Origin of the sequence: Leifsonia sp. 466MF (genome assembly GCF_900100265.1) — a bacterium.
Classification (GTDB): Bacteria; Actinomycetota; Actinomycetes; order Actinomycetales; family Microbacteriaceae; genus Leifsonia.
Window position 1 is genome coordinate 3,929,989 of the sequence record NZ_LT629696.1, and the last position, 24,719, is coordinate 3,954,707.

Below are 24,719 nucleotides of genomic sequence, written 5' to 3' on the forward strand. Positions count from 1 at the left end.
TGTGGCCTTGCGGTGATGGAGCGGTGCGCGTTCACTCGCGGAATGACCGATCAGACCAGACCCTTGACCGCGCTCGCCCTCGTCTGCACGCTCAAGCCGTCGCCCGGCGAGTCGAGCAGTCAGCTGCTCGCGCGCCAGCTCCTCGACGAGCTGGCGACCCACGATGTGACCGGCACCGCGGTGCGCCTCGTCGACTACGACATCAAGCCCGGCGTCGAGCTCGACGAGGGCGATGGCGACCAGTGGCCGCACATCCGCGAGCAGATCATAGCGTCCGACATCCTGCTCATCGTCACGCCCACGTGGATGGGACACCTCTCGTCGGTGGCGCAGCGCGCGCTGGAGCGTCTCGACGCCGAGCTGTCGGAGACGGACGACGCCGGCCGACCGCTCATCGAGGGCAAGGTGGGCATCGTCGGCGTCGTGGGCAACGAGGACGGCGCGCACGGAATCATCGCCGACCTCTTCCAGGGGCTCAACGACGTCGGCTTCAGCATCCCGTCGCAGGGCGCGACGTACTGGAACGGCGAGGCGATGCAGACCGTCGATTACAAGGACCTCGACGAGACCCCGGAGGCCGTGGCGAGCGCGAACGCCGTCGTGGCGAAGAACGCCGCCCACCTGGCGCGGCTGCTCTCCGAGCGCCCGTACTGACGGGCGCAGTTAGCATGGCCGCGTGACCGAACCCGACCCCCGGATCGTCGCGCGCCTGCGGGCTGCGGGATGCGTCTTCGCCGAAGACGAGGCGCGCCTGCTGATCGAGGCGGCCGGTTCGCCCGCCGAACTCGACGCCCTGGTGTCGCGTCGTGTCGCCGGAGAGCCGCTCGAGCCGCTGCTCGGCTGGGTCGAGTTCGGTGGGCTCCGCCTCCACGTCGCCCCGGGGGCCTTCGTGCCGCGGCGGCGCACCGAACTGCTCGCCGGGCGCGCGGCCGATCTCGCCGCGGCCACGGTCGCCGTGTCCGGCGCCGCCGTCGTGGTCGACCTGTGCTGCGGTGTCGGTGCGATCGGCGCGGTCGTCGCCGACCGCGTGCCCGCCGCCGAGGTGTATGCCGCCGATCTGGATCCGGTCGCCGTCGCATGCGCGCGGCGCAACGTCGCTCCCGACCGTGTCTTCGAGGGCGACCTGTTCGCGGCGCTCCCTTCCGAGCTGCGCGGCCGCGTCGATGTGCTGGCCGTCAACGCGCCCTACGTCCCGACCGAAGCGATCGCCCTCATGCCGCCGGAGGCGCGCGACCACGAGCCGGGGATGGCGCTCGACGGCGGCGCGGACGGCCTCGACATCCACCGCCGCATCGCTACGGAGGCCCCGGGCTGGCTCGCACCGGGCGGAACGCTGCTGATCGAGGCCGGCGAGGAGCAGGCAGCCGTCTCGTCCGCCCTCTTCGCAGCTGCCGGGCTCACGTCGCGCATCGAGTCGGACGACGACCTGGGCGCGACGGTGGTCGTCGCGTCCGCGCCGTCCGCGTAGCGCCGGCGGGCGCATCCCTTCACCGCCGCGGGCGACAGGACTACCGTGCGTGGCATGAGCACGCTCGCCGCCGCGCGGCCCATGCCGGCCGACCGCGTCCGCCAATCCCTCGTCATCGCCGGCACGGTCGTGGCGCTGATCGGTGCGGTGGTCGGCTCCGGTTTCGCCGGGGGAACGCCCATCCCCGAAGTCGCGGGCGGCGCCCTGAGCGCGGACGCGACCCTGCTGGCCCCCGCCGGACCCGCGTTCGCGATCTGGTCGGTGATCTATGGCGGGCTGGTCGCCTACGCCATCTGGCAGGCGCTGCCGTCGCAGGCCGCGCGCGACCGCCAGCGCCGTGCCGGATTCTGGGTGCTGGCCTCCCTGCTCCTGAACGCCGCGTGGATCCTCTCCGTTCAAGCCGGCCAGCTGGCGCTCTCGGTGGTCGCGATCGTGGCGCTGCTCGTCGTCCTCATCGCCGCGTTCGTCGTGCTCCGCCGCCACCCCGGCGACTCCACCGCCGACGCCGTGCTCCTCGACGGCGTGATGGGCCTGTACCTGGGGTGGGTCATGGTGGCGACCGTCGCGAACATCACCTCGCTGCTGCAGGTGGCCGGGTTCGACGGCTTCGGCGGCAGTCCGCATGCTTGGGCGATGGCCCTGCTCGCGGTCTTCGCGGTCATCGGCTGCGCCCTCGCGGTCTGGGACGGCGGCCGCTTCGCCCCGGCTGTCGCGTCGGCGTGGGGCCTCGCCTGGATCGGCGTCTCGCGTCTGACCGGCTCGCTCGTCTCGGCGCCGGTCGCGATCACGGCCTTCGCGGCGGCGCTGCTTCTGCTCCTGGTCGCCCTGGCCGTGCGGGTGGCGCGGCCGTCGCGCCGGGCCCGCGGCTGACGGGTTGACGCGACTCGCCGTCGCGCGGCAGTCAGCGACGGCGCGTCGCGTCAACCCGATCGGTGCTGATCCCTCCCGTACGCTGGACCGGTGGGCGGCGTACTGACCGGGTTCGGGATCATCGCCTTCGTGATCCTCGTCGGCTACGTCGCCGGGCGGCTGCGGATCGGCGGTCCGACCGCCCCGTACGTGCTGAACCGGATCGCGTTCTTCGTGACGAATCCTGCTCTGCTGTTCGTCACCCTCGCCCACGCGGACCTCCGGGTGGTGTTCTCGACCCAGCTGCTCGTCGCCGCGATCGCCGCCGTCGCCTCGGCCGCCGTGTTCGTCGCGCTGTCCCGCGCGTTCTTCCGGTCGCCCGCCCCCGAGACCACGATCGGAGCGCTGGGCGCGGGATACGTGAACGCCAACAACATCGGCATCCCGGTCGCCGTGTACGTGCTCGGCAGCGCGTCCTATGTCGCGCCCGTGCTGCTGCTCCAGCTCATCGTCTTCGCGCCGATCGCCCTCACGATCCTCGACACCACCAGCCGCGGGACGATGTCGGTGCGTTGCATCCTGACCCAGCCCATCCGCAACCCGATGATCATCGCGTCGGTGCTCGGCATCCTCGTCGACGTGAGCGGGATCCAGCTGCCGGATGCCGTGTACCAGCCGTTCGAGCTGCTCGGCGGTGCCGCGGTGCCGCTGGTGCTGATGGCGTTCGGGATGTCGCTGGTCGGCTCGAAGCCGCTGCAGGCGGGGACGGGCCGCACACCGATCGTCGTGGCCGTCGCGCTCAAGTCGGCGGTGATGCCGCTGCTCGCGTTCCTGGTCGCCCGGTTCGTCTTCGGGCTGGAGGGACAGCCACTGTTCGCGGCGGTCGCGCTCGCCGCGCTGCCGACCGCGCAGAACGTCTACAACTTCGCGGCGCGTTACGAACGCGGGATGCCCGTCGCGCGCGACATCGTGCTGTTCACGACCATCTTCGCCGTGCCCTCCCTGCTGGTCATCGCGGCGCTGCTCGCGCCCTGACACGGCCCCGAGCACGGCCCCGACGCGACCGGTTCAGCGCTCGCCGTCGAGCGACCGCAGGTACTCGGCGTTGCCGCGGATGGCCGCCTCGTAACGCAGCAGGTCCGGCGTGCGGATGCGGTCGGCGGCCAGTTCCATGAGCTCGGCGATCGCGCCGTCGCTGCGGCCCGCCGCGTGCAGCGACAGCGCATGCCAGACGAGCACCGACTCCGAATCGGGAAAGAGCTCCCGCGCCCGGTCGAGCACCGCGAGCGACTCGTCGAACCGGCCGAGGTTCCGCAGCGTGCTGCCGTACTGCAGGAGGCACCGCCGCAGGGTGTCGCCGGCGAGCCCGGCGTCGAGGGCGCGCTCGTAGTATCCCGCCGCCGTCTCTTCCTCGCCCGCGGTGTCGTAGGCGCCTCCGACCTCGTAGAGCACGTGCGGATCGGTGGGATGCTCGGCCAGCACGGCGCGCAGCGCGGCGATCGTCGGCGCCATGTCGTCGCGGTCCCTGGCGTCGAACAGTTCCCTCAGCCGCTGCAGCAGGGCGGGGTCGGTCGTCTCGGGCATCCGCCCACCCTACTGGCCGGCCCCGATCACGCCCCGGAGCGGCGCGGGCAGTTCGTGCGCGGCGAGGGCGGAGGTCAGAACGGCGCCGTAATGCTCCTTCCGGCCCGAGGTGGTGCCGAAGAACCGGTGCAGCTGCTGGTCGAGCGAACGCACCCGCTGGGCGGGCTGCTGCTGGAACATCCGGAACAGCCGGAGGTCGCCCTCCCGCTCGAGCACGTCCTCCGTCCGTCGATGCCCCAGCGCACGCACGAGCTCGGCCTCGAGGTCCGGACGGCACACGAACACGGCCTCCTCGTCGAGGCCGGCGCGCTGGAAGAAGCGCAGTTCGGCGGCATCGCAGAGTCCGCGCAGCCGGAGTCCGGCGTCCCCTCCGAGCTCAGCGGCGAACCGGCGGACGCTCATCGCGCCGCCCATGGGCACGACCGCGACCCCGTCGGCCGCCAGGTCGACGCCGAGGATGCGGGCGGCGGCGAGCACGGCCGCCCGGTCGCTGGCGCCCTCGACCAGGATCGCCGTGCTGGCATCCACCCACTGTCCGGTCACGGTCACATTGTGCACTCGCCGTCGACCCCTGTCGCGCTCGCGAAGCCGCGCGTACGGTGCGAGCCATGAAGATCATCACCTTTGCCGCAGGAGTCGCCGTCGGTTTCATCATCGGGTCGCGCGCCGGGCGCGGTGCATACGAGGACATGCGCCGCAAGTGGCGCGGGTTCGCCGAATCGGACACCGTGCAGCACGTGAAGGGCGACGTCAAGGACTTCGCCGGACGTGCCGCCTCCGACGTCGGCGACAAGGTCAGCGAGACCGTCAGCAAGGTCACCGAGAAGGCGACCTCCAAGATCGACGAGGTCACGGGCAAGAGCGGGAACGGCTCCAGCTCCACCTCGCCGGCCGTCTGAGTCAGGCTCCCTCGGGCGGGTGGGCCAGCAGGTCCACCCGCTCGCTCAGGTACGCGCCGAAGTCGCGCGCGCCCGCGTCCCCCGCCGCCGGGCTCCAGCGCACCAGCGGCTGAGCATCCCGCACGAACAGTGGGCCCGTCGAGGCGCGGAGGATGGATGCGTCGAGCGGGATGACCGGCGCGTCGAAGTTCACCGTCTCGCCGTCCCGGAAGCGTCCGCGAGCCGCGGCAGCCCGCAAGGCCCTGCGCTCCTCCGCCGACCGGGATTGGTACTGCGGCCGCCCAGGAGGCGTCGCCCGGACCAGCGTCCCGGTGGCGCGCAGAACGCCCTCCGCATCCAGCAGGAAGACGCCGAGACGCCACACGCTTCCGATTCCGCGCAGCACGGGCTCGCGCTGGATCAGGAACTGACGGCGGGCGGGAACGTACTCCGCCAGCGCCTCCTGACGCGCACCGGCCTCGGCGAGCGTCGCGACCGCGGAGGCGATGGCCGCACGGACGCGCTCGAGCGCCTCCCCGTCCGTACCGTCGTCCGTCTCCGAGCCCACGCCGAGAAGCCTACGGGCGCACCGTCGACGCCCGGCTACACCGTCCGGATGGAGAACGAGTTGTCGTCGGTGACGAGCAGGAGCTCGACCCCGGCTTCGTGCCGAAGCACCACCAGAGCGGACGCGTCGGTCGCCGCCACCCGCTCGACCTGGTTCAGGAAGATGCGGGCCATCTCGTCGGTGACCCGGAAGTCGCGGCCCAGAGCGTGGACGATGTACCGCGACCGCGTGGTGGGACGGCGGCCCAGCGCCGTCTCCTGCGCGAAGTCGTCGACGGCGACATGGAATTCGGGCGTCATGGTCATCGGGGGGCTCCTTCTCTGGCCTCGCCGACGGTAGTCGCGGAAAACCGTTGCAGACAGGGGCTTGACGCGGAGTTAGATGGAAGGCATGAAGATGTTCACCTTCCCCCGAACCGACATCACCGCCTCCAACATCATCCTCGGCCTGATGCGCATCTCGTCCCTCGACGACGAGCAGATCCGCACCCTGGTCCGCACCGCCCGCGACGAGGGCATCACCATGTTCGACCACGCCGACATCTACGGCACCGAGCGTCACGGCTGCGAGCGCCGCTTCGGCGACGCGGGCGCCATCCCGGCCTCCGAGCGCGACCAGGTCGTCATCCAGTCGAAGGTCGGCATCCGCGAGGGCTTCTTCGACTTCTCCCGCGAGCACATCCTGCGCTCGGTGGACGAGTCGCTGGAGGCGCTGAAGACGGATTACCTCGACATCTTGCTGCTGCACCGCCCGGACACCCTGGTGGAGCCGGACGAGGTCGCGCTCGCCTTCGACGAGCTCCAGAGCGCGGGCAAGGTGCGCGCTTTCGGCGTCTCGAACCAGACGCCGGGTCAGATCGAGCTGCTGCAGCGGTCGCTCTCGCAGCCGCTCGTCGCCAACCAGGTGCAGCTCAGCATCACCCACGCCCCGCTGATCGCGCAGGGCGTCGCCGCCAACATGGCGGGTCTCGACCAGTCGATCTCGCGCGACAACGGCATCCTCGACTACGCCCGCCTTCACGACATCGTGCTGCAGGCGTGGTCGCCGTTCCAGAAGGGCTTCTTCGACGGCGTCTTCCTCGGCGACCGCGAGAACTACGCCGAGCTGAACGACGTGATCGACGAGCTGGCGCAGAAGTACGACGTGACCCCGACCGCGATCGCGGTGGCGTGGATCACGCGCCACCCGGCGGGAATGCAGGTCGTCCTCGGCACGACCAACGACCAGCGGGTGCGCGACTCGGCGGCCGGCTCCGAGATCCCGCTGACCCGCGAGGAGTGGTACCGGCTCTTCACGTCGGCAGGCCACGTCCTGCCGTAGCGGGCTCAACAGGAGGAGGATGCGCGGCGCGGTCCGCGCATCCTCCTCCTTTTCCGGTCGCCGCCGGTGTGTCGTCTTCGTAACTCCTCCCTTCCCGCCCGCCCGCGTCGCGCAGCGAACAGGACGCGCCGATCCGATTGCGGTCACCGGTGGCGCGCGGGATACGGTCGAGAGGTGGACGACGAACGGGTGTCTCTGCCGCGCCGGCTCGCGAGGCGTGCGCACCTTGCGCGCGTCGCCGCCGTCCGTGCTCGCCTGGTGCGCCCGCTCGACGGGCGGCAGGGATCCGTGGCCGGGCGTCGCCCGCTGCGCGTCCTGCTGATCGGCTCCGGCCCGGTCGTGGGCTGGGGCGTCGGCAGCCACGACCTCGCGCTTCCCGGGGCGGTGGCCCGGTCGCTCGCTGCGGCGACCGACCGCGGTGCGGTCGTGGATGTGGTGCCGCACCCGTCGGCGGGGGTCCGCAGGTTGAAGCGGATGGTGGATGCGGCGGGCGTCGACCGCTACGACGCCGTCGTGCTGAGCGCCGCCGTCGCCGACGCGCTCCGGTTCGCCGAGCCGCGCCGCTGGGGCGCGCGCCTGCGGCGGCTGCTCACCGACGTGCACCAGCGCGGCCCCCGCTCCGTGCTGTGGCTGGGGGCCCAGCCCATCCGCTCGATCCGCCCGTACGACACCCCGTCCGGCCTCCTGGCCGACGCGCACGCGGAGCGCCTGAACGCCATCGCCCGCGAGGCCTGCCACGACACAGGCAGCCTGTTCGTCGCCCTGTCGGCACCCCCGCGCGTCGGCGGCCGTCGCCACCGCACTCCCGGGGACTACCTGTTCTGGGCCCGGCAGATCGTGGATGCGCTGGCCCCCTCCCTGCAGGAGTGCGCTTCGCAGCGGACGGCCCCGACCACGGAGGGTGCGGACCGCGTCGAGGCGATCGAACGCCTCAAGCTGAGCCGTCGGGGCGGCGACGCCCGCCTCGAGGGCATCGTCGGCACGGCCAAGCGCACCCTGGGCACGGAGATCGCCATGTTCACCGTGCTCGACGACGCGCGCGAGTGGCCGCTGGCGTCGACCGGGTCCGTGCTCGACGCGATCCCGATCGAGCAGTCGGCGTGCATCCACACCATCCAGACGCCCGACGGGATGATCGTGCCGAACGCCGTCGAGGACGAGCGGTTCGCGGGCAACGCCCTCGTCACCGGGCCGGCGGGTCTGCGGTACTACGCCGGCTACCCGGTCGAGGCGCCCGACGGCACCCGCATCGGAGCGCTCTGCGTTTTCGGTCGCGCGCCACGGGAGCAGGCCGACGGCGAGGCCGACCTCGACGTGCTGCGCGAGCTGGCGCTGCTCGCCCAGCGGGAGTTGTGGCGCTGGGAGCCGACCTCGGAGGGGTGAGCCGCGGGGTCAGCGCTCCAGCGCTGTGAGCAGCCGGTCGAGCGAACCGCCCAGTCCCCACCGCTCGGAGAGGCCGCTGAGTGCCTCGCGCTGGTGGACGCTCGGCGCCGTGAGTCGCGCATCCACCTCGGGCAGCGGCAGGTCGCGGACGACCTCGACCACCCGCGGCGCGACCGCCAGGTAGTCGACTGCCGCGGCGAAGCGCGCTCGGGCCGCCGGCTTCATGCCGCTGGAGGAATCCTTCGCCGCCGCGATGATCCCGGCGAGGTCGCCGTAGTCCGCCAAGAGCGCGGCGGCCGTCTTCTCGCCGATGCCCGCGACGCCGGGGAGGCCGTCCGAGGTGTCGCCGCGCATCGCCGCGAAGTCGGCGTACTGATCGGCGCGCACGCCGTATTTGCTCTGCACGACGTCGCCCGTGACGAGCTCGAGGTTGCTCATGCCGCGAGCGGTATAGATCACGCGGACCTCCCGCTCGTCGTCGACGAGCTGGAACAGGTCGCGGTCGCCGGTCACCACATCCACTGGGCCCGTGGTCGTCGTCGCGAGGGTGCCGATGACGTCGTCGGCCTCGTGCTCCGCCGCACCGACGATCGGGATGCCGACGGCGTCCAGCACCTCGCGGATGACCGGCACCTGCGTCACGAGGGCCTCCGGCGTCTCCTCGACGTCGACGCCCCCCGGGACGAGCTGCGCGACCCGGTGCCCCTTGTAACTGGGGATGAGGTCGACACGCCAGCGCGGCCGCCAGTCGTCGTCCCAGCAGGCGATGAGCGCATCCGGCTGGTAGTCGGTCACCAGCTTCGCGATGATGTCGAGGAACCCGCGCACCGCGTTCACCGGCGTCCCGTCGGGTGCCTTCACGGTGTCGGGCACGCCGTAGAACGCACGGAAGTAGAGGGAAGCGCTGTCGAGCAGCATTGTTCGGCCGGTCACGCCCCGATCCTGGCACGTCCGGCCGTTCGCCGGAACGCTTCCTCCGGCGGGCACCCGAGCGCTATGGTCAGCGCATGGCCGGAACCGTCGTCGTCGAGCGCACCGAACGCATCCAGGCGGGCAGGGAGCGACTGCTGCCGCTGATCTCCCGGCTGCCCGAGTGGACGCAGTGGTCGCCCTGGGAGGACATGGACCCGGAGCTGAAGCGCGAGTACTCGGGCGAGCCGGGCGCGATCGGCTCGACGTACACCTGGTCGGGCAACCGCAAGGCGGGCGCCGGAGCCATGAGGGTGACCGCCGTGGACGACGCGGGTGTCGGCATCCACCTCGACTTCACACGGCCCTTCCGCTCCTCGAACGAGCTGCGATTCGTGTTGGAGCCGGAGGGCGACGCCACGCGGGTGACCTGGCGGATGGAGACGCCGCAGAAGCTCTACACACGCTTCGTCAACCTCGACAAGCTGGTCGGCGGCGACTTCGAGAAGGGCCTCCGCAACCTGAAGCAGGTGGCCGAGGCCGGCTAAGGGCGCTGGTAGGTTCCGTGGCCGCGCGCGACCAGCCCGTCGCGGAACTCGAGCACCTCGCAGACCACTCCGCCGTTCTGGTTGCGGTAACGGATGACGAGGGTCTCAACGCCCACGAAGTGGTCGAGCACCTCGAAGCGGAGGTCCGGGAGCGCCGCCAGACCGGCCGTCCAGTAGGCGCGGAGCGCGTCCTTCCCCCGGGCGACTCCGTCACTGCCGGGCAGCAGCCGCACGGCCAGCGGCGAGCTGAAGGTCACGTCGTCCGTGTAGTGGGACAGCAGGGCTTCGAGGTCGTGGGCATTCCAGTCGCGCAGCCAGCCTGCGACGAAGGTGTCGGCAAAGTCGTCCGTGAGCATGGTCCATCGTGACACGCGCTCCCCCCGCCTTCGCTAGCGTGGAGAGGTGACCTCCGCTCCACTCATCGTGTCCGCCGTCGCGGTGGTGCGCGACCGAGCCGTGCTCATGGTGACCGCCCGTCGGCGCGATGTCTACTACATGCCGGGCGGCAAAGTGGATGCGGGCGAGACCGCGGCGGAGGCGGCGGCCAGGGAGGCGTTCGAGGAGGTGGCGCTCCGTCTGGCGCCCGACGACCTGGAGGAGCTCTTCGAGGTGCGGACGCAGGCGCACGGCGAGCCGGACGGACGTCAGGTGCACATGCGCGTGTTCCGCGCGGTGACTGAGGAGGAGCCGGCTCCGTCGGCGGAGGTCGACGCCATCCACTGGACCACCAGCGCCGACGCGGACCGCTGCCCGCCCGCCGGAAGAGAGGTGCTGCGGCGACTGGTCGAGCTCGACCTCATCGACTGACGCAGCATCCACCGGGCGGATGTGCCCCACGCGAGGGCTGGCGACCGCGGCGACCTGCGGCCAGGCTGGTGCCATGGCGCGAACGCACGAGTTCCGGTTCTCCGGCAATGCCGACTTCGACTTCGAGATCCGCACCACGATCGGTCAGGCCTTCAGCGGCGCTGCCGACATCGGCGAGGTGCTCGCTGCGGTCGAGGGGGTCGGCGAGAAGGACCACGATGGCTGGTTCCGCGCCTGGCTCGGCCTCGGCGACCGGATCGCCGCCCAGGCGGATGCGTCCGCTACGGCGGGACACGCGGTCAGTGCCGCGAGTGCGTACCTGCGGGCGGCCTCGTACTACGCGACGGCCCTGAACGCGGTGGCCTCGTTGCCGACGGAGGAGGAGCTGCTGCCGACGTTCCGCAAACACCGGGCCGCGTGGGATCGCTGGGTGGACCTCGTCGACCGGGATATCGCTCGGGTCGAGATCCCCTACGAAGACACTACGATGCCCGGTTACCGGTTCCGCGCGCCCGGTGCGGCCGGCGACGACCGCCCGCTGCTGGTCGTCGCCAACGGCAGCGACGGGGCGCTCACCAGCCTGTGGTCGTCGGCGGTGTCGGGGGCGCTCGCGCGCGGCTATCACGCCCTCGTCTTCGACGGGCCGGGGCAGCAGTCGATGCTGTTCGAGCGGAACGTACCGTTCCGGCCGGACTGGGAGGCCGTGCTCACCCCCGTCCTCGACTTCGTACGCGCCCAGGACGGCGTCGACGCCGACCGCATCGCCCTCTACGGCATCAGCCAGGCCGGGTACTGGGTCCCGCGGGCGCTCGCCTTCGAGCACCGGTTCGCGGCCGCGATCGCCGACCCGGGAGTGGTGGACGTCTCGACCTCCTGGACCGAGCACCTGCCCGCGAACATGCGCAAACTGCTCGACGAGGGGCAGGACGAGAAGTTCGACCGCGACATGCAGATGGGAATGAAGTTCTCGCACGAGCTCGCGTACACCTGGAAGTTCCGCGCCCGTCCGTACGGCACCACGGGCTACGCCGAGACGATGCGCGCCGTGCTCCAGTACAACGTCACGGAGGTCGCCGCTCGAATCACCACTCCGCTGCTCATCACCGACCCGGAGCACGAGCAGTTCTGGCCGGGCCAGTCGGAGCAGCTCGCATCGCTGACGCCGGGCGTCTCGACCCTCGTGAAGTTCACCGAGGCGGAGGGCGCGGACTTCCACGTCCAGCCGCTCGCCCGCGCGCTCACCGAGCAGCGGATGTTCGACTGGCTGGACGACAGGCTGGGCCGCTGACCGGCGCGCGGGCGGCTCTTGCCCGTGTCGGTGGCGTGGAGTTGGATGCTGTCATGCAGATCAGCCGCCAGATCGTGGTGTTCGACACCCCCGACATCGATCGCGAGTCGGCCTTCTGGGCCGACCTGATGGGCGGGGAGGTGCGCGGCGACGAGGACGACTGGCGCTCGGTCTACGTGAACGGCGAGCCGCGCCTCGGGTTTCAGCTCGCCCCCAACCACGAGCGGCCCGACTGGCCGAACGGCGCGCAGCAGCAGCTCCACCTCGACCTCTACGTCGACGACATCCGCGAGGCGCACGAGCACGCGCTCGCCGTGGGCGCGACGCTGCTGAGGCAGGCGGACGACCTCGACGCGGAGGGCGGGTTCCAGGTGTACGAGGATCCGTCCGGTCACCCGTTCTGCCTGTGCTGGGGTTGAGATGAGCGGCGACCTTCCCGCGCTCGCCGTCACCGGCGTCACCGGGGCGATCGGTCGGATGACGGCCGACCTCCTCTCCGACGCCGGTGTGCCGTTCCGGATGCTGGCGCGGTCCCCCGAGCGTGCGCCCCGCTACCCGGGGACCACCGTGGCCGCGGCGACGTACAGCGACCGTGACGCGGTGCTCTCCGCACTCGACGGCGTGGAGACCCTGCTCATGGTGTCCGCGGCCGAGAACGCCGAACGGCTGGGCGAGCACCTGGCGTTCGTGGATGCGGCCGAGGAGTCGGGCGTCCGCCACATCGTCTACACGTCGTTCTTCGGGGCCGCGCCGGACGCGACCTTCACGCTCGCCCGCGACCACTACGCGACCGAGCAGCGCATCCGTTCGTCGGCGATGCGCCACACCTTCCTGCGCGACAACCTGTACCTCGACTTCGCCGAGTTCCTCGTCGGCGACGACGGCGTGATCCGCGGTCCCGCCGGCGACGGTCGAGCGGCCATGGTCGCCCGTGCCGACGTCGCCCGGGTGGCGGCCGTCGCTCTGCAGGACCCGGCGGCGCACGCCGACGTCACCTACGACCTCACCGGTCCGGAGGAGCTCACGTTGGCGGAGGTCGCCGAGAAGCTCAGCGCCCACTCGGGTCGGGCGGTCTCGTTCCATGACGAGACCATCCCGGAGGCGTACGCCTCGCGTGCGAAGTGGAACGCCCCCGACTGGCAGGTCGACGCCTGGGTCTCGACGTACACGGCGATCGCGGCGGGCGAGCTCGCGGGCGTCACCGACGATGTGGAGCGCGTGACCGGCCGACGCCCGCTGTCGCTCGACGAGCTGTTGCGCGGCGCCATCGCCTGACGGCACCGCGGGGAGCCGCTCGGCGTGTCAACCGGACGGGGGATGCGCGCGCGGGCGCCGCATCCGGTAAACAGGACCGGTGACCGCCGCCCAGCCTCCGCAGCCCCAGATTCCGCAGGCGCAGAAGATCAACACGATGGCCCTGATCGGGTTCATCGGCGCCTTCGTCATCCCCGTCGTCGGCATCGTCCTCGGCGTGATCGGCCTCAATCAGACGCGGGTGACCGGCGAGGGCGGCCGTGGGTTGGCGCGTGCCGCGGTGATCCTCGGTTCCGTGTTCACCCTCCTGCAGGTCGGGTTCTTCATCGTGTGGCTGAGCCTTTTCCTCAACGCCATGTCGCACGTCCGCTGACCGCAGCCCGAACACGACGAAGGGCGGCCCGCACGCTGCGGACCGCCCTCCGAGGGTGTGTTACGGCTGCGCCGACCAGCCGCCGCGCGGAGGCGTCGGCCAGTGCGGGCGGGTGGGGACGATCGAGCTGACCGCACCCGTCGCCGGGTCGAGGAGCACCTCCCGCTGCTGCGGGTGGAACCAGTCGAACATCCCGCCGAGCGATCCGGCGCGCGTGTCGAACGAGGCGTCGCCGATGCGTCCGGTCAGCCAGTTGTTCTCGATGAAGCGCAGCACGCTGGCCTGCTCGACCGGCGTGTGGTCGACGCGGTTCTGGGCGGCCCAGGGCGAGATGACCAGCATGGGGAGGCGCTGGCTCGGCCCGCAGCGGTCGGCGTAGCCGCCCTGCGTGCGCTTGACGCTCGTGCACACCGTCGAGTCGACGGCCGGGTCGGCGGACCCGTTCGCGACCTTCGGGGCGACGTGGTCGTACCAGCCGTCGGAGTCGTCGTAGGCGACGACCACGGCGGTGCTCGACCAGCTGTCCGACTTCTGGAGGGCGTTGATCTCGTTCACCAGGAACTTCTGCTCGTCCAGCGGGTCGGAGTATCCCGCGTGGCCGTCCTGCGCCTCCGGGGCCTTCAGGAAGGACACGGCCGGCAGGTTGTCCGCCTTCAGGGCCGCGTCGAACGACGTCAGGTCGTACTGGTGGTTCGCCTGGTCGGTGTGCCCGATCGCCTTCACCGAGGTCGGCGGCAGGTGGTGCGGGTTCGAGGTGGACTTGTAGTACTGGAACGGGGAGTGGTGCGGCGAGTAGTCCTTCGGCGTCGCGCCGGCGATGTTGGCCGTCACCGCGTCGCACTTGGCATAGGAACCGGCCTGGCCGTTCCAGGCCGTGGTCGGCGTGAATCCGCCCTGGAACCAGCCCCAGCTGACACCGCGCGCGTTGAGCAGGTCGCCGACGTTGCGGCCGGACATGCCGACCACGGCGGAGGACGACGTGTGGTCGTTGTCCGAGCAGTCGTCGTAGGCGGGGTCGGGGTCGCCGATCACGGTTCCGACACCCTTGGCGTCGGGCGACTGGACGGCCGTGGATGCGGTGAGGACGGCTCCGGTCTTGGGGTCGTACGCGGTGCCGCCGTGCGTCTGACCGGAGATGAGGTTGAGCGCGCCCGGCGTGGACGGGCCGAACGTGGTGTCCCAGCTGTTGTCGCTCATGGCGTAGTTCTGGGCGTAGTTCCACAGGCCCGTGACGGTGTTCCCGTCGTAGTAGTCCATGACCAGCCCCGGTGCGCCGTACGCGCCGGTGCAGGTGTCGGTCTCGGTCTTCTGGACGAACATGTCCATCTTCCCGCCGTCGACGGCGGCCTGCTCGGCGGCGTAGCTGTGGTTCTGGTCGCACGTGACCGCCTGCGCGGGCGTGAGCCGCTTCGGCGCGTACAGGTTGGGGTTGTTCGTCAGCGTGCCGGAGGACGTGAGGGTGTCGGTGCGCGGGGTGCGCGGCGACGCCTGGAACGGCGTCCCGTCGGTGTTCGCGGCGTTCGGGTAGGTCCCGAAGTAGTGGTCGAACGAGACGTTCTCGTCGAAGATCACGACGAGGTGCTTGATCGGGGTGAGGGTCTGGGCGGAGTGGTCGGCGTGCGAGCCGCCGGCCGTGGCGACCGCGGGCGCACCCGCGAGGATTCCGGCGCCGGCGAGGGCGGCCGCGCCGGCGAGCGCGACACCCGCGAGGGCGACCGGGGAGCGGCGCAGACGGGAGGGTCTGAACACGATTCCTTCTTCCTTGTTTCACTGATCCCGGCACGGTCGTGACGGGCGGCCTCCACTGGTCAGGCGAGCATCGTGCGCCCGAGCCAGTCGGAGGAGTCGCGGGCTCCGGGGAGCGCGAAGTAGTAGCCGCCGCCGAAGGGCTGGATGTAGTCGGTGAGCGGCTCGCCGGCGAGGCGCTTCTGGACGGTGACGAACTGCCGGTCGAGGTCCTGGTTGAAGGCGACGAAGACGAGGCCCATGTCGAGGTTGCCGTTGGCGTCGAGACCGCCGTCGTAGTTGTAGGCGCGGCGCAGCATCCGCTGGTCGTCCGTGTCCTTCGTGCGCGGGTTGGCGAGCCGGATGTGCGCGTCGAGCTGGATGACGTCGCCGGTCGGGTCGTTCTCGAAGTGCGGATCGTCGAACTCGGCGGAGGCGGTGAGCGGGGCGCCGCTGTCGCGTCGGCGGCCGATCATGTTCTCCTGCTCGTGCAGGTTCACGCGGTCCCAGAACTCGACGAGCATGCGGATGACGCGGACGACGTGGTAGCTCCCTCCCGCCGCCCACGTGGGTTCGTCGCCGGCTTTCGCCCAGACCAGCCGCGCCATCTCGGCGGCGTTCCCGGTGTCGGGGTTGCTCGTGCCGTCTTTGAACCCCATCAGGTTGCGCGGCGTGCCGCTGGGGCGGGGCGGCGAAACGAAGCCGTCCTGCCGCCAGCGAACCTGCATGGCACCGCGGGTCGCCCGGGCGATCTCGCGGACGGCGTGCGTGACCGCATCCCGGTCGGCCGCGCACACCTGCAGCAGCAGGTCGCCGTCGCAGACCCCGCGGCGGAGGGCGTCGTCGGGGAACTCGTCCATCGTCCGCAGCCGGGTGGGCTTCCGCGCGGCCAGCCCGAAGCGCTCGTCGAACAGCGAAGCGCCGGCCGAAAGCGTGACGCTCAGCGAATCGGGGACGACGGTCGGCCCGAGCACGCCCGAGTCGCGCGGCGGTGCGACGAGCCCCGGGTCGGGCGGTGTGCCTCCCGTGGTGAGGAAGCGCGCGCGCTCGGTGATCGTCTTCAGCAGGTCGGCGAGCTCGGCCCGGGATGCGGCGGTGACGTCGAGCGCGACGAACGACGCCTCGCGCTGCGGCGGGGTGAGGATACCCTGCTGGTGTTGTCCGTGGAACGGGAGGGAGGCGGGATGGGCGGCTGACGGCTGAGAGGCGGCCGCGGCTCGGGCGTCGGTCGTGAGGCCCACTCCGGCGACGGCGGCGCCGGCCGCTCCGATGGCACCCGCCTGGAGGAAGCCGCGGCGGTCGATGGGCGTCATGAGTCCCTCCTCGGGTCGCAGATGGCGGCGACCGGGGCGAGCAGTTCCGCGGCGCGGTCGAGAGCCGCATCCACGTGCTCGCGGTCCGTTCGGCTGAGCTGGTCGAGTGGCGTCCAGGTGCCGTCGGGCGCGCGATGGGCCTCGACGACCGCATGGGCGGCGGTGAGGGCGGCCCGGCTGTCACCGAGCTGCTCGTATCGCCCGGTCAGCACCGGTTCCAGCGGTGCGAGCGCCTGCTCCGCACCCGTCAGCTCGGCGTCGACGCTCGCCAGCGACGTGCCGGAGCCGGCATCGGTCGCACCGGTCAGGGTGTCCTGGATGGCGTCCTCGACGATCTCGTGCGCCCGGAGCGCCACATCGCCGGGGTCGAGCTGGACGCCGGCGAACTCGGTCTGCAGCCGGTCGACCAGGGCGAGGAGGTCGTGAGCGGATGCGGCGACCGTCGCCGCCGCATCCCCGCGCCAGAGCTGCGATTCGACGAGGTGGAAACCGGTCGGATCTGTGCGCGGGAGTCCGTCGAGCTGGTCGCCGAGCTCGCCGAAGGCGTCATACGCCGCGCCGAGCGTCTCGTAGGTGGTGTGTGCCGTCAGCCAGTCGCTTCGTGCGGCCGGTAAGTCGCCCTCCTCGGCGTCGGCCGCGACGGCGGCGACCTGCTGGCGGAGCGCGGGCAGCCGGGAGGCGACCCACGTGGTGTATGCCTTGGCGACCGGGATGAGGTCGTTGCGGGTGACGGGCACGATGCCGGGCGTGAGCGGCGAGCCCGGTGGCGCTTTGCCGACCGTGACGACAGGCCCGTGGACGGGGTCGGCGTCGGCGGGCAGGCAGACGAACCGGTAGCGGCCGGCGCCGAGCGTGACGCGTGCGGTTGCGTGGGCGCCGGCCCCGATGCTTTCGAGGTCGAGGTAGACGCGCTTGCTGTCGACGGCCTGCACGTAGACCTCGATGCCGCCGACGGTCGTGTTGGTGACCGTGAAGGTCTGGTCGCCGCCGTGCACGGTCAGACCGGAGGCGGCCGCGCCGCTCGGGGCGCCGCTCTCGCCCCATCCACGGCCGCAGTCGTCCATCCCCGCGGTGATGTCGAACGCATCGGGTGCGTTCGGCGCGACGGCCACCGGCCGCAACGCGATCGTCAGGATCGTCGCGACGACGACGAGCGCTCCGAGGGCCGCGAAGAAAGCGGCGAGCCGGGCGCGGGTCGACATCGGGGGAGGGCTCCTGTGGGGTCGGACGCCGGCGACGGTCCGGCGTCAGCGATCCTAGAAGTGGCTCCCGGCGTGCCGTGCCCCGCTTCACCCGCTGTTCATCGGACCGTCACCGGTATGCCCCCGGACGGGGGGTGAGGATGCGTCGAATACGTTCGGGTGCCGAACAAACGGGCAGGATTCAGCGGGCCAGCGGGCGCATGATGGGACGGACGAGAGGAGGGGCGATGCGCGAGGCGAGCTGTCCGCAGTGCCGTGGGGTGGCCCGACTCGTCAGCAACCCCTACTACGGCGCCGGCCTGGCCGTGCACCGCGACCTCCTGGTCTGCCAGGACTGCGGCTACTCCGGCTTCGCCGAGAACGACGACGCGGTGACCGACGACGTGGCGCCGCCGCCGCGCGAGGGCGCGCTGAGGCGCCTCCTCCGGTTCGTGACCGGGCGCTAGCGGATCCGCACGCGCCCCTGCTGCCACATGCGCGCGGCCGTCACCCGCGGGTTGGCCTGCTCGTCCGCATCCACCCCGAGTGCCGTGTAGAGGCGGCCGAGCATGGTCTCGACGGCGCGGACGCTCGTCCCGCGTTCGGCGGCGATGCGGCGGGTGGATGCGCCCGAGGCGACAAGGCGCAGCACCTCCGCCTGTGCCCGCGTGACCGTGCGGACGTCGTCGTCGGGTTCGGCGAGTTGGTGCTCGCCGCCGACGATCGCCGCGTCGACCGCGGCGACCAGCACATCCACATCCTTCACCTGCGACTTGACCAGGTACACGACCGAGGGCGGGAGGGTGCCGTCGCCGACCGCCAGCTGCGGGGAGAGGTGCGAGGTGAGCACGACGAGGCCGACCCACGGCTGCTCGCGGTGAACGCGCCACAGCAATTCTGCCCCGGAGTCGCCTCCGCCGAAGTCGAGGTCGGTGACAACGGCGTTCGGCTCGACCTCGGCGATGATGTCCCAGGCGTCGGCCGCGCTCGTGGCCTGGGAGGTCTCGATGCCGGTGGAGCGGAGTGCGGACGCGACCATCGAGGCCGTGAAGACGTCGTCGTCGGCCACCACGGCGCGCAGGGTCCGTGTTCGCGGGGGTATGTCGGTCATGGTTCTGGCTCCTGCCCCTTCGTCACCGTCCCAGAGGTGGACGCCACGCGGCGAGCTCAGCAGGTCGGGTCAGGCAGCCGCTCCTGACCAGTATCGGCTGAGCGTGGTCGCGTCCCCGGCGGCCGAGGAGGCGCGGGCGTTCGCGCAGCGAACATCCACGGGGGAGCGGGTCGTCAGCGACCGCGAGGACCTCCCGGCCCGGGGTTTCCGTGCCCATGGCCGTCAGTGTAGGCCCGAAAGTCCGCCTACAATCCCCCCATGCCCCAGCCGAAGCCTCCGCGCGCGTCGCAGACGACCCCGTCCGACGCGTTGCGGCTGAACGGGCTGGACGCGCTCTTCCACGGTCACCCGGACGGCGTGTGCGTCGTCGACGTCGACGGCACCTTCGTCGAGTGCAACCGTGCGCTCGCCGACCTGACCGGCTATTCCGCCGAGGAGCTGACGGGGATGTCGTTCGCTCGGCTGCTGCATCCCGACTCCCTCGGCTACACGCTCGCCCGGTTCGAGGAGGCGCTCGCCGGCCAGAATCGGCGGTACGTCACGCGCGTCCTCACGCCTGAGGGCCGCATGCGTTCGCTGGATGTGACGATCATCCCCCTGCGCGGCACCGACGGCGCGGTGGCGGCCGTGCTGGCGATCGCCCGCGACATCGGCGACGTGGAGCGCTCGGCCGCGGCGGCTGCGGGCAACGAGGCGCTGGTGCGCATGGCGGCCCGCATCGCCGGCTTCGCCGGGTGGGTCGTCGACGTGACGACCGGCGGTGTCGAGTGGAGCGAGGAACTGTTCCGCCTGCTCGGGATGGAGCCCGGCCGCGTGCCGCTGGACGCGGAGGCGCTCGCGCTGTTCGAGCCGGAGGACCGTCGCGCAGTGCGCACCGCGTTCCAGCGCACCGCGCTCCACGGTGACCCTCTGGATGTGCGGGCCACGATCGTCGACGCGTCCGGCCGGCTGGTGCACGCGCACCTGGTGGGCGAGCCGGAGCGCAACGAGAACGGCGAGGTGGTCCGCATTCACGGTGCGTTCCACGACGTCACCGCACTGGTGCGCCACCGGGAGGAGCAGCGGGCGATGGCGCGTCTGCTGCGGAACTCGCTCGACCAGGTGCACGACGCCATCGGCTTCGTCGACCGCTCCTGGCGGTTCACGTTCGCGAACTCGTGGGCGCTGCAGCTCGGCGGGATCGACGAGACGCGGCTGCGCGACCGGACCGTGTGGGAGATGTTCCCGACCGCGCTCGGCAGCGCGTTCGAGGGCATCTACCGCGACGCGATGGACCGCGGCGTCGCTGGGAGCGCCCGCGCGTACTCGCCGGAGTGGGGTTGCTGGTTCGAGGTGGACGCGCATCCCACCGAAGGCGGCATCGCGATCATCGTCCGGGATGTGACCGAGGACCAGGAGGCCCGGCGCACGCTCGAGCAGTACACGCGGCGGGTGGCGTCGCAGGCCGCCCTGCTGGACGCCGCGCGCGACGCGATCCTGGTGCGCGACCTCGGCGGCGTCATCCGCTACTGGAACCGCGGCGCGGAAGCGATCTACGGCATCCCGGCGTCCGAGGCGGTGGGGCATTCCGTGCGCGAGCTGCTCTACGACGACCCGGCCGAGTTCGACGCGGCGACCGAGGCGCTGATGCGCGACGGGTTCTGGGTGGGCGAGCTGCGCCAGCGACGGGTCGACGGTTCGCTGCTCATCGCCGACTGCCGCTGGCAGCTGTCGCGCGGAGAGGACGGCGAGGTGACCGTCTTCGCCGTCAACTCGGACATCACCGAACATCGCAGGCAGGAGGAGCAGCGCATCCGGACCCAGCGGCTGGAGAGCCTGGGAACCCTCGCCGGCGGCATCGCCCACGACCTCAACAACGTGCTCACGCCCATCCTCATGTCGGTGCAGCTGCTCCGGCAGGACGAACAGGATGCGCGCAGACGCGACCTGCTCGACACCCTCGATGCGGCGGCGCAGCGCGGGGCAGGGATGATCCGTCAGGTGCTGTCGTTCGCACGCGGCTCCGAGGGGAGGCGGGAGCCGGTCGACCTGGGCGCCCTGCTGCGGGAGGTCGAGCGGTTCTGCCGCGAGACGCTTCCGCGCTCCATCGAGCTGGTGGTGGATGCGCCCGCCGAGCTGCCGCCGGTGACGGGGGACGACACCGAGCTGTTCCAGGTGCTGGTGAACCTGATCACGAACGCCCGCGACGCGATGCCCGAGGGAGGCGTGCTGACCGTGCGCGCGGCCGCCGGCGACGCCGGAGTGCGACTCGAGGTGCGCGACTCGGGGGTCGGGATGGACGGGCGGACGGCCGGCCGCATCCTGGAGCCGTTCTTCACGACGAAGGAGAGCGGAACCGGCCTCGGCCTGCCGACCTCCGCCGCCATCGTGAAGGCGCACGGCGGCGAGCTGCAGGTCGAGACCGCTCCCGGCGCCGGCACGTCGATCGCGTTCGTCCTTCCCCAGGCAAAGGGAGAGGCAGACGGACGCTCCCCGGTGCGTGCGCCGGCCGTGCCGCGCGGAGCCGGCCGTCGGGTGCTCGTCGTCGACGACGAGGCAGCGATCGGCGAGCTGGTGCGGCAGACCCTCGACCAGAACGATTTCGTGACCGAGGTCGCGGGCGGCCCGGAGGCGCTCGAGCTGCTGGCCGGTGGCCGCCGCTTCGATGCGGTCGTGACCGACATCATGATGCCCGGCGTCCCCGGCGAACGCATCGCCCGGATGGTGGCGGAGCAGCAGCCCGGGGCGGCGATCGTGCTGATGAGCGGGATGCTGCCCGGTCCCTCTGCGCGAGCGTCGGTCGAGCGCGATGGCGCGTACTTCCTGGCCAAGCCGTTCACCCCTGCCGCCCTGCTCGCGACACTGGACTCCGCGCTGAAGCAGCAGAGGGGCCTCGCCCCGGAGGCGGTCCTCCGCTCCCTCGTCGAGCCGGCGCTGCGGGAGGCGGTCGCCGCCCTGCAGGCGGGGCTCCTCTCCGAGGCGGAGCGGGAACGCCTGCGGGCCTCGCTGACGGTGGCAGCCGAGTCGTCCCAGCTGGCCCTGGGCGACCGGGCGTCGGAGCCGCGCATCCACCGGATCGTCGGGGCGGCAGCATCCGCGGCGATGGCGCTCTCGTTCGGCGCCGACATCGTCCCGGTGGCGGACATCCGGGAGCGGCTGGAGGAGGGCCTGAGGCTTATGGCGGCGGGATCCTGGCCACCCGAAGACCAGGATCCCGCCGCGGAGGTGTCGCGCTGACGCCGTCGTGGACCGGGGGGAACGGGACGGCGCCTGCGCGCGACGCACACGATCTTCGCCGGTGACGACCGGCGAGTGCAACGAGACCACCGGACGGCTGTGCGTCGTGCGAACAAATCGACTAGCCAGGGAGAGCGCTCTCTTGTGTAAGGCTTCGGACATGAAGGAATCTCACAGCGCCGAGATGACGGAACCGGCGTCCGTTCACGGGCCGGGCCGCGCCCCGGCTGGGATGCCCCTCACGATCCGCCTCGGCGAGCAGGAGTACGCCGCCCTCGTCCGGATCGCACGCTCACGCGAGACCACAGCAGCAGCCCTGGTGGAGAAGCTGGTGCTGCACGCGTTGAGCCGGGCCGAAGTGCCACCACCGGCGGACTCGCACCCCGCGCGGAGGCACACCACCTACGAGGAGGCGACGGCGGGTTTCCGCCCGGACGTCCCCGCACGAACGGCGCCCGACGTGTAGGAGTCCGCCGCAGCAGCACCACTTTCACCGTTCTCACAGCGCGCGTACAGTCCTCGGCGTGAAGCATCGACACATCGCCACGGGGGCGGTGGCGCTGCTGGTGGCGGGCGTGCTCGTGGGCTGCTCCGCCGACGACAGCGCACGCGGCTCCCTGTCCCAGTCCGCCGGAACCGCCGCATCGGCCGCCCGCGCAGCCGGGCTCGTGCTCGGCCTGCACGAGCAGGACCAGATCTTGTCGACCGTGCAGGACACCGGTCTGACCGATGTCGCCGACCGCCTGGCGCAGGAGGCGCAGACGGTTTCGACGATGACCGCCATCGGCGGGATCGGCGCCAGGCGCGACAGCGTGCTGGCCGACATCCGGGCGGCTCAGGATGTGGTGACCGCCGCTCAGCGGGCCCAGGCGTCCGGCACGGACTCGGCAGCCACGGTCGACCGGCAGCGCCGCGAGCTCGATCGGCTCGCTCAGGAGCTGCAGGCGGCATCCCAGCGGCTGGAGCGCGAATGAAGGGGATCTTCGCCGTCGCGCTCGGCGTGCTGACCGCCATCGGCGGATTCGTCGACATCGGTGACCTCGTCACGAACAGCGTCGTCGGGTCGCGGTTCGGGATGACGCTGACCTGGGTCGTCCTCGTCGGCGTGGTCGGCATCTGCCTGTTCGCCCAGATGTCCGGACGGGTCGCCGCGGTGAGCGGCCGGGCGACCTTCGAGATCATCCGCGAGCGGCTCGGAGCCCGGATGGCCCTCGCGAACCTGTCGGCCTCGTTCCTGATCAACCTGCTGACTCTGACCGCGGAGATCGGCGGTATCGCGCTCGCCCTTCAGCTCGCCTCCAGCATCGAGCCCGTGCTCTGGTTCCCCGTCGCGGCCATCGCGGTGTGGATCGTCATCTGGCGGGTCAAGTTCTCGATCATGGAGAACGTGACGGGGCTGCTGGGCCTCGCCCTGGTCGTGTTCGCCGTCGCCCTGTTCTTCCTCCACCCGGACTGGTCCGCCCTCGGCTCGCAGGTGCTGCTCCAGCCGTCGCCGCACACCGACGAGACGCCCGCGACGTACTGGTACTACGCGATCGCGCTGTTCGGCGCGGCGATGACGCCCTACGAGGTGTTCTTCTTCTCGTCCGGCGCGATCGAGGAGAAGTGGAAGAAGAAGGACCTGGCTCAGTCGCGTCTCAACGTGCTCGTCGGCTTCCCCCTCGGCGGTCTGCTGTCGCTCGCCATTGCCGCGTGCGCCACGGTCGTGCTCCTCCCCAAGGGCATCCAGGTGGAGTCGTTGTTCGAGACGGCGCTTCCCGTGGCGCAGGCGCTCGGCAAGATCGGGCTCATCATCGTCATCCTCGGCTTCGTGGCCGCGACCTTCGGCGCCGCCCTCGAGGTGACGCTGTCGAGCGGGTACACGCTGGGGCAGTTCTTCGGCTGGCCGTGGGGCAAGTTCCGGCGCCCGGCCTCGGCGTCGCGGTTCCACGCCGTGATGATCCTGTCGCTGGTGGTCGCCCTCGGCATCCTCTTCACCGGCGTCGACCCGGTACAGGTGACCGAGTTCTCGGTGGTGTTCTCGGCGATCGCCCTGCCGTTGACGTATCTTCCGATCCTGATCGTCGCGAACGACCCCAAATACATGGGGGACGAGGTCAACGGCAGAGCGACGAACTTCTTCGGCCTGATCTACCTCGGACTCATCCTGGTGGCGTCGATCGCCGCCATCCCCCTCATGATCGTGACGGGAGCAGGAGCATGACGCAGAAAAGCCACCTTCCGCCGGCGCCGGCCGTCGCCGGCCGTGTGCTGGACGCCGGGCTCGATCTCCTCGACCGGCAGATCCTCGACCCCGACGCCGTCCCGGTCAGCACCGTCGACGATCTGGAGCTGACCACGCCGGACGACCTGGAGCACCTCGACCCGGACTCCCCGCCGATCATCGAGTCGCTGCTCACCGGTCCCATCCTGCTGACCCGGGTCTTCGGCGGGCGGCTTCCCGACTCCCGGTTCATCCGAATCCCGTGGAAGGTGGTCGCCGACCCGGGAACGGTCGTGAGGGTGGGCGTCGCGGCCGACTCGCTCGACGCGAGCTGGACCGAACGATGGATGCGCGACCACGTGATCGCGCGCATCCCCGGGGGTCGTCATGATCCTGAGTGACCTGCTCGGCAGCCCGGTGCTGACCGCGGAAGGCGAGCGGCTCGGCGTCGTGGTCGACGCCCGGTTCGCGCTCGACGGCCCGCCCGACGGGCTGCTCGCCGCCGCGCGACTGCACGGCCTGGTGGTGAGCCCGCACGCCCACGAATCGTTCGCCGGCTACGAGCGGAGAGATGTGGATGCGCCGGCGCTGATCGCCCGCTTCCTGCGCTGGCGTGCGCGCGGCTCGGTGCTGGTTCTGTGGCCGGACCTCGCGTCGTTCAGTGACGACGTCATCCGGCTGCGTCCGGGCGCGACGCTGTACTCGCCGCGCTTCGACTCCTCGGAGTCCTGAGGGGCGCCG

30 protein-coding genes are annotated in these 24,719 nt (G+C 71.5%); 20 read left to right on the top strand and 10 right to left on the bottom strand.

Annotated features, from left to right (window positions below; all coding sequences use genetic code 11):
• Positions 1–42: 42 nt before the first annotated feature.
• The 4 genes from BLR91_RS18845 to BLR91_RS18860 all read left to right on the top strand — a co-directional run bounded on the left by BLR91_RS18845 (position 43) and on the right by BLR91_RS18860 (position 3,352).
• Positions 43–654 carry a flavodoxin family protein gene (locus tag BLR91_RS18845; protein ID WP_089879065.1) on the top strand — a complete coding sequence of 204 codons (612 nt, stop codon included), beginning with the start codon at positions 43–45 and terminating at the stop codon, positions 652–654.
• Between the two features lie 22 nt (positions 655–676).
• On the top strand, positions 677–1,468 hold the full coding sequence (locus BLR91_RS18850; RefSeq protein ID WP_089879062.1) for a putative protein N(5)-glutamine methyltransferase: 792 nt from the start codon (positions 677–679) through the stop codon (positions 1,466–1,468).
• Positions 1,469–1,522: 54 nt separating this feature from the next.
• Positions 1,523–2,338: a tryptophan-rich sensory protein gene (locus tag BLR91_RS18855; protein WP_018192699.1), complete on the top strand. Its 816-nt coding sequence runs from the start codon at positions 1,523–1,525 to the stop codon at positions 2,336–2,338.
• 90 nt (positions 2,339–2,428) lie between these two features.
• On the top strand, positions 2,429–3,352 hold the full coding sequence (locus BLR91_RS18860) for an AEC family transporter (RefSeq protein ID WP_089879058.1): 924 nt from the start codon (positions 2,429–2,431) through the stop codon (positions 3,350–3,352).
• Between the two features lie 33 nt (positions 3,353–3,385).
• Here the strand turns inward: BLR91_RS18860 and BLR91_RS18865 are convergent, their stop codons facing one another.
• Positions 3,386–3,901, bottom strand: a complete 516-nt coding sequence (locus BLR91_RS18865; RefSeq protein WP_089879054.1) for a tetratricopeptide repeat protein — start codon at positions 3,899–3,901, stop codon at positions 3,386–3,388.
• Positions 3,902–3,910: 9 nt separating this feature from the next.
• The gene (locus BLR91_RS18870; RefSeq protein WP_231371183.1) at positions 3,911–4,444 is read right to left on the bottom strand and encodes a TOPRIM nucleotidyl transferase/hydrolase domain-containing protein; all 534 of its coding nucleotides are present in this window, start codon (positions 4,442–4,444) and stop codon (positions 3,911–3,913) included.
• 65 nt (positions 4,445–4,509) lie between these two features.
• Between BLR91_RS18870 and BLR91_RS18875 the strand changes: the two genes are divergently transcribed.
• Positions 4,510–4,800: a hypothetical protein gene (locus BLR91_RS18875; RefSeq protein WP_018192695.1), complete on the top strand. Its 291-nt coding sequence runs from the start codon at positions 4,510–4,512 to the stop codon at positions 4,798–4,800.
• Position 4,801: 1 nt separating this feature from the next.
• Here the strand turns inward: BLR91_RS18875 and BLR91_RS18880 are convergent, their stop codons facing one another.
• Together BLR91_RS18880 and BLR91_RS18885 are read right to left on the bottom strand one after the other, a co-directional pair.
• Positions 4,802–5,347 carry a hypothetical protein gene (locus tag BLR91_RS18880; RefSeq protein ID WP_089879050.1) on the bottom strand — a complete coding sequence of 182 codons (546 nt, stop codon included), beginning with the start codon at positions 5,345–5,347 and terminating at the stop codon, positions 4,802–4,804.
• Between the two features lie 35 nt (positions 5,348–5,382).
• The gene (locus BLR91_RS18885) at positions 5,383–5,652 is read right to left on the bottom strand and encodes a hypothetical protein (protein ID WP_018192693.1); all 270 of its coding nucleotides are present in this window, start codon (positions 5,650–5,652) and stop codon (positions 5,383–5,385) included.
• An 85-nt stretch (positions 5,653–5,737) separates the two neighbouring features.
• Between BLR91_RS18885 and BLR91_RS18890 the strand changes: the two genes are divergently transcribed.
• Both BLR91_RS18890 and BLR91_RS18895 read left to right on the top strand, forming a co-directional pair.
• Positions 5,738–6,667 (top strand): aldo/keto reductase, encoded by a 930-nt coding sequence (locus tag BLR91_RS18890; RefSeq protein WP_089879047.1) that lies wholly within the window; start codon positions 5,738–5,740, stop codon positions 6,665–6,667.
• Positions 6,668–6,841: 174 nt separating this feature from the next.
• A complete protein-coding gene (locus BLR91_RS18895) occupies positions 6,842–8,050 on the top strand; it encodes a GDSL-type esterase/lipase family protein (RefSeq protein WP_089879044.1) in 1,209 nt (402 codons plus the stop codon).
• Between the two features lie 9 nt (positions 8,051–8,059).
• Here the strand turns inward: BLR91_RS18895 and BLR91_RS18900 are convergent, their stop codons facing one another.
• On the bottom strand, positions 8,060–8,968 hold the full coding sequence (locus tag BLR91_RS18900; RefSeq protein ID WP_089879041.1) for a 5'-3' exonuclease: 909 nt from the start codon (positions 8,966–8,968) through the stop codon (positions 8,060–8,062).
• A gap of 89 nt (positions 8,969–9,057) precedes the next feature.
• Here BLR91_RS18900 and BLR91_RS18905 point away from each other — a divergent pair, with 89 nt between their 5' ends.
• Positions 9,058–9,507 carry an SRPBCC family protein gene (locus tag BLR91_RS18905; protein ID WP_089879037.1) on the top strand — a complete coding sequence of 150 codons (450 nt, stop codon included), beginning with the start codon at positions 9,058–9,060 and terminating at the stop codon, positions 9,505–9,507.
• Here the strand turns inward: BLR91_RS18905 and BLR91_RS18910 are convergent.
• On the bottom strand, positions 9,504–9,863 hold the full coding sequence (locus tag BLR91_RS18910; protein ID WP_089879034.1) for a nuclear transport factor 2 family protein: 360 nt from the start codon (positions 9,861–9,863) through the stop codon (positions 9,504–9,506). The genes BLR91_RS18905 and BLR91_RS18910 overlap by 4 nt on opposite strands.
• Before the next feature lie 46 nt (positions 9,864–9,909).
• Between BLR91_RS18910 and BLR91_RS18915 the strand changes: the two genes are divergently transcribed.
• The 5 genes from BLR91_RS18915 (at position 9,910) to BLR91_RS18935 (ending at position 13,229) form a co-directional block, all read left to right on the top strand.
• On the top strand, positions 9,910–10,314 hold the full coding sequence (locus BLR91_RS18915) for an NUDIX domain-containing protein (protein WP_089879031.1): 405 nt from the start codon (positions 9,910–9,912) through the stop codon (positions 10,312–10,314).
• 73 nt (positions 10,315–10,387) lie between these two features.
• Positions 10,388–11,602, top strand: coding sequence for an alpha/beta hydrolase family protein (locus BLR91_RS18920; RefSeq protein ID WP_089879028.1), 1,215 nt, complete (start codon positions 10,388–10,390; stop codon positions 11,600–11,602).
• 53 nt (positions 11,603–11,655) lie between these two features.
• On the top strand, positions 11,656–12,021 hold the full coding sequence (locus BLR91_RS18925; RefSeq protein ID WP_018192685.1) for a VOC family protein: 366 nt from the start codon (positions 11,656–11,658) through the stop codon (positions 12,019–12,021).
• A 1-nt stretch (position 12,022) separates the two neighbouring features.
• A complete protein-coding gene (locus BLR91_RS18930) occupies positions 12,023–12,877 on the top strand; it encodes an SDR family oxidoreductase (RefSeq protein WP_089879025.1) in 855 nt (284 codons plus the stop codon).
• Between the two features lie 79 nt (positions 12,878–12,956).
• Positions 12,957–13,229 (top strand): DUF4190 domain-containing protein, encoded by a 273-nt coding sequence (locus BLR91_RS18935; RefSeq protein WP_018192683.1) that lies wholly within the window; start codon positions 12,957–12,959, stop codon positions 13,227–13,229.
• Positions 13,230–13,289: 60 nt separating this feature from the next.
• Here BLR91_RS18935 and BLR91_RS18940 read toward each other — a convergent pair whose 3' ends face one another.
• Genes BLR91_RS18940 through BLR91_RS18950 form a run of 3 tightly spaced genes read right to left on the bottom strand, consistent with a single transcriptional unit; the run spans position 13,290 to position 17,469 of the window.
• On the bottom strand, positions 13,290–14,978 hold the full coding sequence (locus tag BLR91_RS18940) for a phospholipase C (protein WP_089879023.1): 1,689 nt from the start codon (positions 14,976–14,978) through the stop codon (positions 13,290–13,292).
• A 59-nt stretch (positions 14,979–15,037) separates the two neighbouring features.
• Positions 15,038–16,267, bottom strand: a complete 1,230-nt coding sequence (efeB, locus tag BLR91_RS18945; protein WP_089879019.1) for an iron uptake transporter deferrochelatase/peroxidase subunit — start codon at positions 16,265–16,267, stop codon at positions 15,038–15,040.
• Entirely contained in the window at positions 16,264–17,469 is a 1,206-nt protein-coding gene (locus BLR91_RS18950) for an EfeM/EfeO family lipoprotein (RefSeq protein ID WP_089879015.1), read from the bottom strand. The genes efeB and BLR91_RS18950 overlap by 4 nt, the downstream gene beginning before the upstream one ends.
• 260 nt (positions 17,470–17,729) lie before the next feature.
• Here BLR91_RS18950 and BLR91_RS18955 point away from each other — a divergent pair, with 260 nt between their 5' ends.
• The gene (locus BLR91_RS18955; protein ID WP_231918992.1) at positions 17,730–17,915 is read left to right on the top strand and encodes a hypothetical protein; all 186 of its coding nucleotides are present in this window, start codon (positions 17,730–17,732) and stop codon (positions 17,913–17,915) included.
• Here the strand turns inward: BLR91_RS18955 and BLR91_RS18960 are convergent.
• The gene (locus tag BLR91_RS18960; RefSeq protein ID WP_089879011.1) at positions 17,912–18,559 is read right to left on the bottom strand and encodes a response regulator; all 648 of its coding nucleotides are present in this window, start codon (positions 18,557–18,559) and stop codon (positions 17,912–17,914) included. The two genes, BLR91_RS18955 and BLR91_RS18960, sit on opposite strands and share 4 nt — an antisense overlap.
• A gap of 258 nt (positions 18,560–18,817) precedes the next feature.
• Between BLR91_RS18960 and BLR91_RS18965 the strand changes: the two genes are divergently transcribed.
• The 6 genes from BLR91_RS18965 to BLR91_RS18990 all read left to right on the top strand — a co-directional run bounded on the left by BLR91_RS18965 (position 18,818) and on the right by BLR91_RS18990 (position 24,710).
• Positions 18,818–21,775, top strand: a complete 2,958-nt coding sequence (locus BLR91_RS18965) for a hybrid sensor histidine kinase/response regulator (protein ID WP_089879008.1) — start codon at positions 18,818–18,820, stop codon at positions 21,773–21,775.
• Positions 21,776–21,935: 160 nt separating this feature from the next.
• Positions 21,936–22,241, top strand: coding sequence for a hypothetical protein (locus BLR91_RS18970; protein WP_018192674.1), 306 nt, complete (start codon positions 21,936–21,938; stop codon positions 22,239–22,241).
• A gap of 58 nt (positions 22,242–22,299) precedes the next feature.
• The gene (locus BLR91_RS18975) at positions 22,300–22,749 is read left to right on the top strand and encodes a hypothetical protein (protein WP_231918993.1); all 450 of its coding nucleotides are present in this window, start codon (positions 22,300–22,302) and stop codon (positions 22,747–22,749) included.
• Positions 22,746–23,978, top strand: a complete 1,233-nt coding sequence (locus BLR91_RS18980; RefSeq protein WP_018192672.1) for an NRAMP family divalent metal transporter — start codon at positions 22,746–22,748, stop codon at positions 23,976–23,978. Before BLR91_RS18975 ends, BLR91_RS18980 begins: the two co-directional genes overlap by 4 nt.
• Positions 23,975–24,379 (top strand): hypothetical protein, encoded by a 405-nt coding sequence (locus BLR91_RS18985; protein ID WP_089879002.1) that lies wholly within the window; start codon positions 23,975–23,977, stop codon positions 24,377–24,379. The genes BLR91_RS18980 and BLR91_RS18985 overlap by 4 nt, the downstream gene beginning before the upstream one ends.
• On the top strand, positions 24,366–24,710 hold the full coding sequence (locus tag BLR91_RS18990; RefSeq protein ID WP_020076334.1) for a PRC-barrel domain-containing protein: 345 nt from the start codon (positions 24,366–24,368) through the stop codon (positions 24,708–24,710). Before BLR91_RS18985 ends, BLR91_RS18990 begins: the two co-directional genes overlap by 14 nt.
• Positions 24,711–24,719 lie beyond the last annotated feature (9 nt).

What these genes read in the sequence shown, in the direction of transcription:
- BLR91_RS18845 (WP_089879065.1), top strand. Translation starts at nt 43, where the DNA reads ATGACCGATCAGACCAGACCCTTGACCGCGCTCGCCCTCGTCTGCACG.
- BLR91_RS18855 (WP_018192699.1), top strand. Translation starts at nt 1,523, where the DNA reads ATGAGCACGCTCGCCGCCGCGCGGCCCATGCCGGCCGACCGCGTCCGC.
- BLR91_RS18865 (WP_089879054.1), bottom strand. Translation starts at nt 3,901, where the DNA reads ATGCCCGAGACGACCGACCCCGCCCTGCTGCAGCGGCTGAGGGAACTG.
- BLR91_RS18875 (WP_018192695.1), top strand. Translation starts at nt 4,510, where the DNA reads ATGAAGATCATCACCTTTGCCGCAGGAGTCGCCGTCGGTTTCATCATC.
- BLR91_RS18885 (WP_018192693.1), bottom strand. Translation starts at nt 5,652, where the DNA reads ATGACCATGACGCCCGAATTCCATGTCGCCGTCGACGACTTCGCGCAG.
- BLR91_RS18890 (WP_089879047.1), top strand. Translation starts at nt 5,738, where the DNA reads ATGAAGATGTTCACCTTCCCCCGAACCGACATCACCGCCTCCAACATC.
- BLR91_RS18900 (WP_089879041.1), bottom strand. Translation starts at nt 8,968, where the DNA reads ATGCTGCTCGACAGCGCTTCCCTCTACTTCCGTGCGTTCTACGGCGTG.
- BLR91_RS18905 (WP_089879037.1), top strand. Translation starts at nt 9,058, where the DNA reads ATGGCCGGAACCGTCGTCGTCGAGCGCACCGAACGCATCCAGGCGGGC.
- BLR91_RS18910 (WP_089879034.1), bottom strand. Translation starts at nt 9,863, where the DNA reads ATGCTCACGGACGACTTTGCCGACACCTTCGTCGCAGGCTGGCTGCGC.
- BLR91_RS18920 (WP_089879028.1), top strand. Translation starts at nt 10,388, where the DNA reads ATGGCGCGAACGCACGAGTTCCGGTTCTCCGGCAATGCCGACTTCGAC.
- BLR91_RS18925 (WP_018192685.1), top strand. Translation starts at nt 11,656, where the DNA reads ATGCAGATCAGCCGCCAGATCGTGGTGTTCGACACCCCCGACATCGAT.
- BLR91_RS18930 (WP_089879025.1), top strand. Translation starts at nt 12,023, where the DNA reads ATGAGCGGCGACCTTCCCGCGCTCGCCGTCACCGGCGTCACCGGGGCG.
- efeB (WP_089879019.1), bottom strand. Translation starts at nt 16,267, where the DNA reads ATGACGCCCATCGACCGCCGCGGCTTCCTCCAGGCGGGTGCCATCGGA.
- BLR91_RS18950 (WP_089879015.1), bottom strand. Translation starts at nt 17,469, where the DNA reads ATGTCGACCCGCGCCCGGCTCGCCGCTTTCTTCGCGGCCCTCGGAGCG.
- BLR91_RS18960 (WP_089879011.1), bottom strand. Translation starts at nt 18,559, where the DNA reads ATGACCGACATACCCCCGCGAACACGGACCCTGCGCGCCGTGGTGGCC.
- BLR91_RS18965 (WP_089879008.1), top strand. Translation starts at nt 18,818, where the DNA reads ATGCCCCAGCCGAAGCCTCCGCGCGCGTCGCAGACGACCCCGTCCGAC.
- BLR91_RS18970 (WP_018192674.1), top strand. Translation starts at nt 21,936, where the DNA reads ATGAAGGAATCTCACAGCGCCGAGATGACGGAACCGGCGTCCGTTCAC.
- BLR91_RS18980 (WP_018192672.1), top strand. Translation starts at nt 22,746, where the DNA reads ATGAAGGGGATCTTCGCCGTCGCGCTCGGCGTGCTGACCGCCATCGGC.
- BLR91_RS18985 (WP_089879002.1), top strand. Translation starts at nt 23,975, where the DNA reads ATGACGCAGAAAAGCCACCTTCCGCCGGCGCCGGCCGTCGCCGGCCGT.
- BLR91_RS18990 (WP_020076334.1), top strand. Translation starts at nt 24,366, where the DNA reads ATGATCCTGAGTGACCTGCTCGGCAGCCCGGTGCTGACCGCGGAAGGC.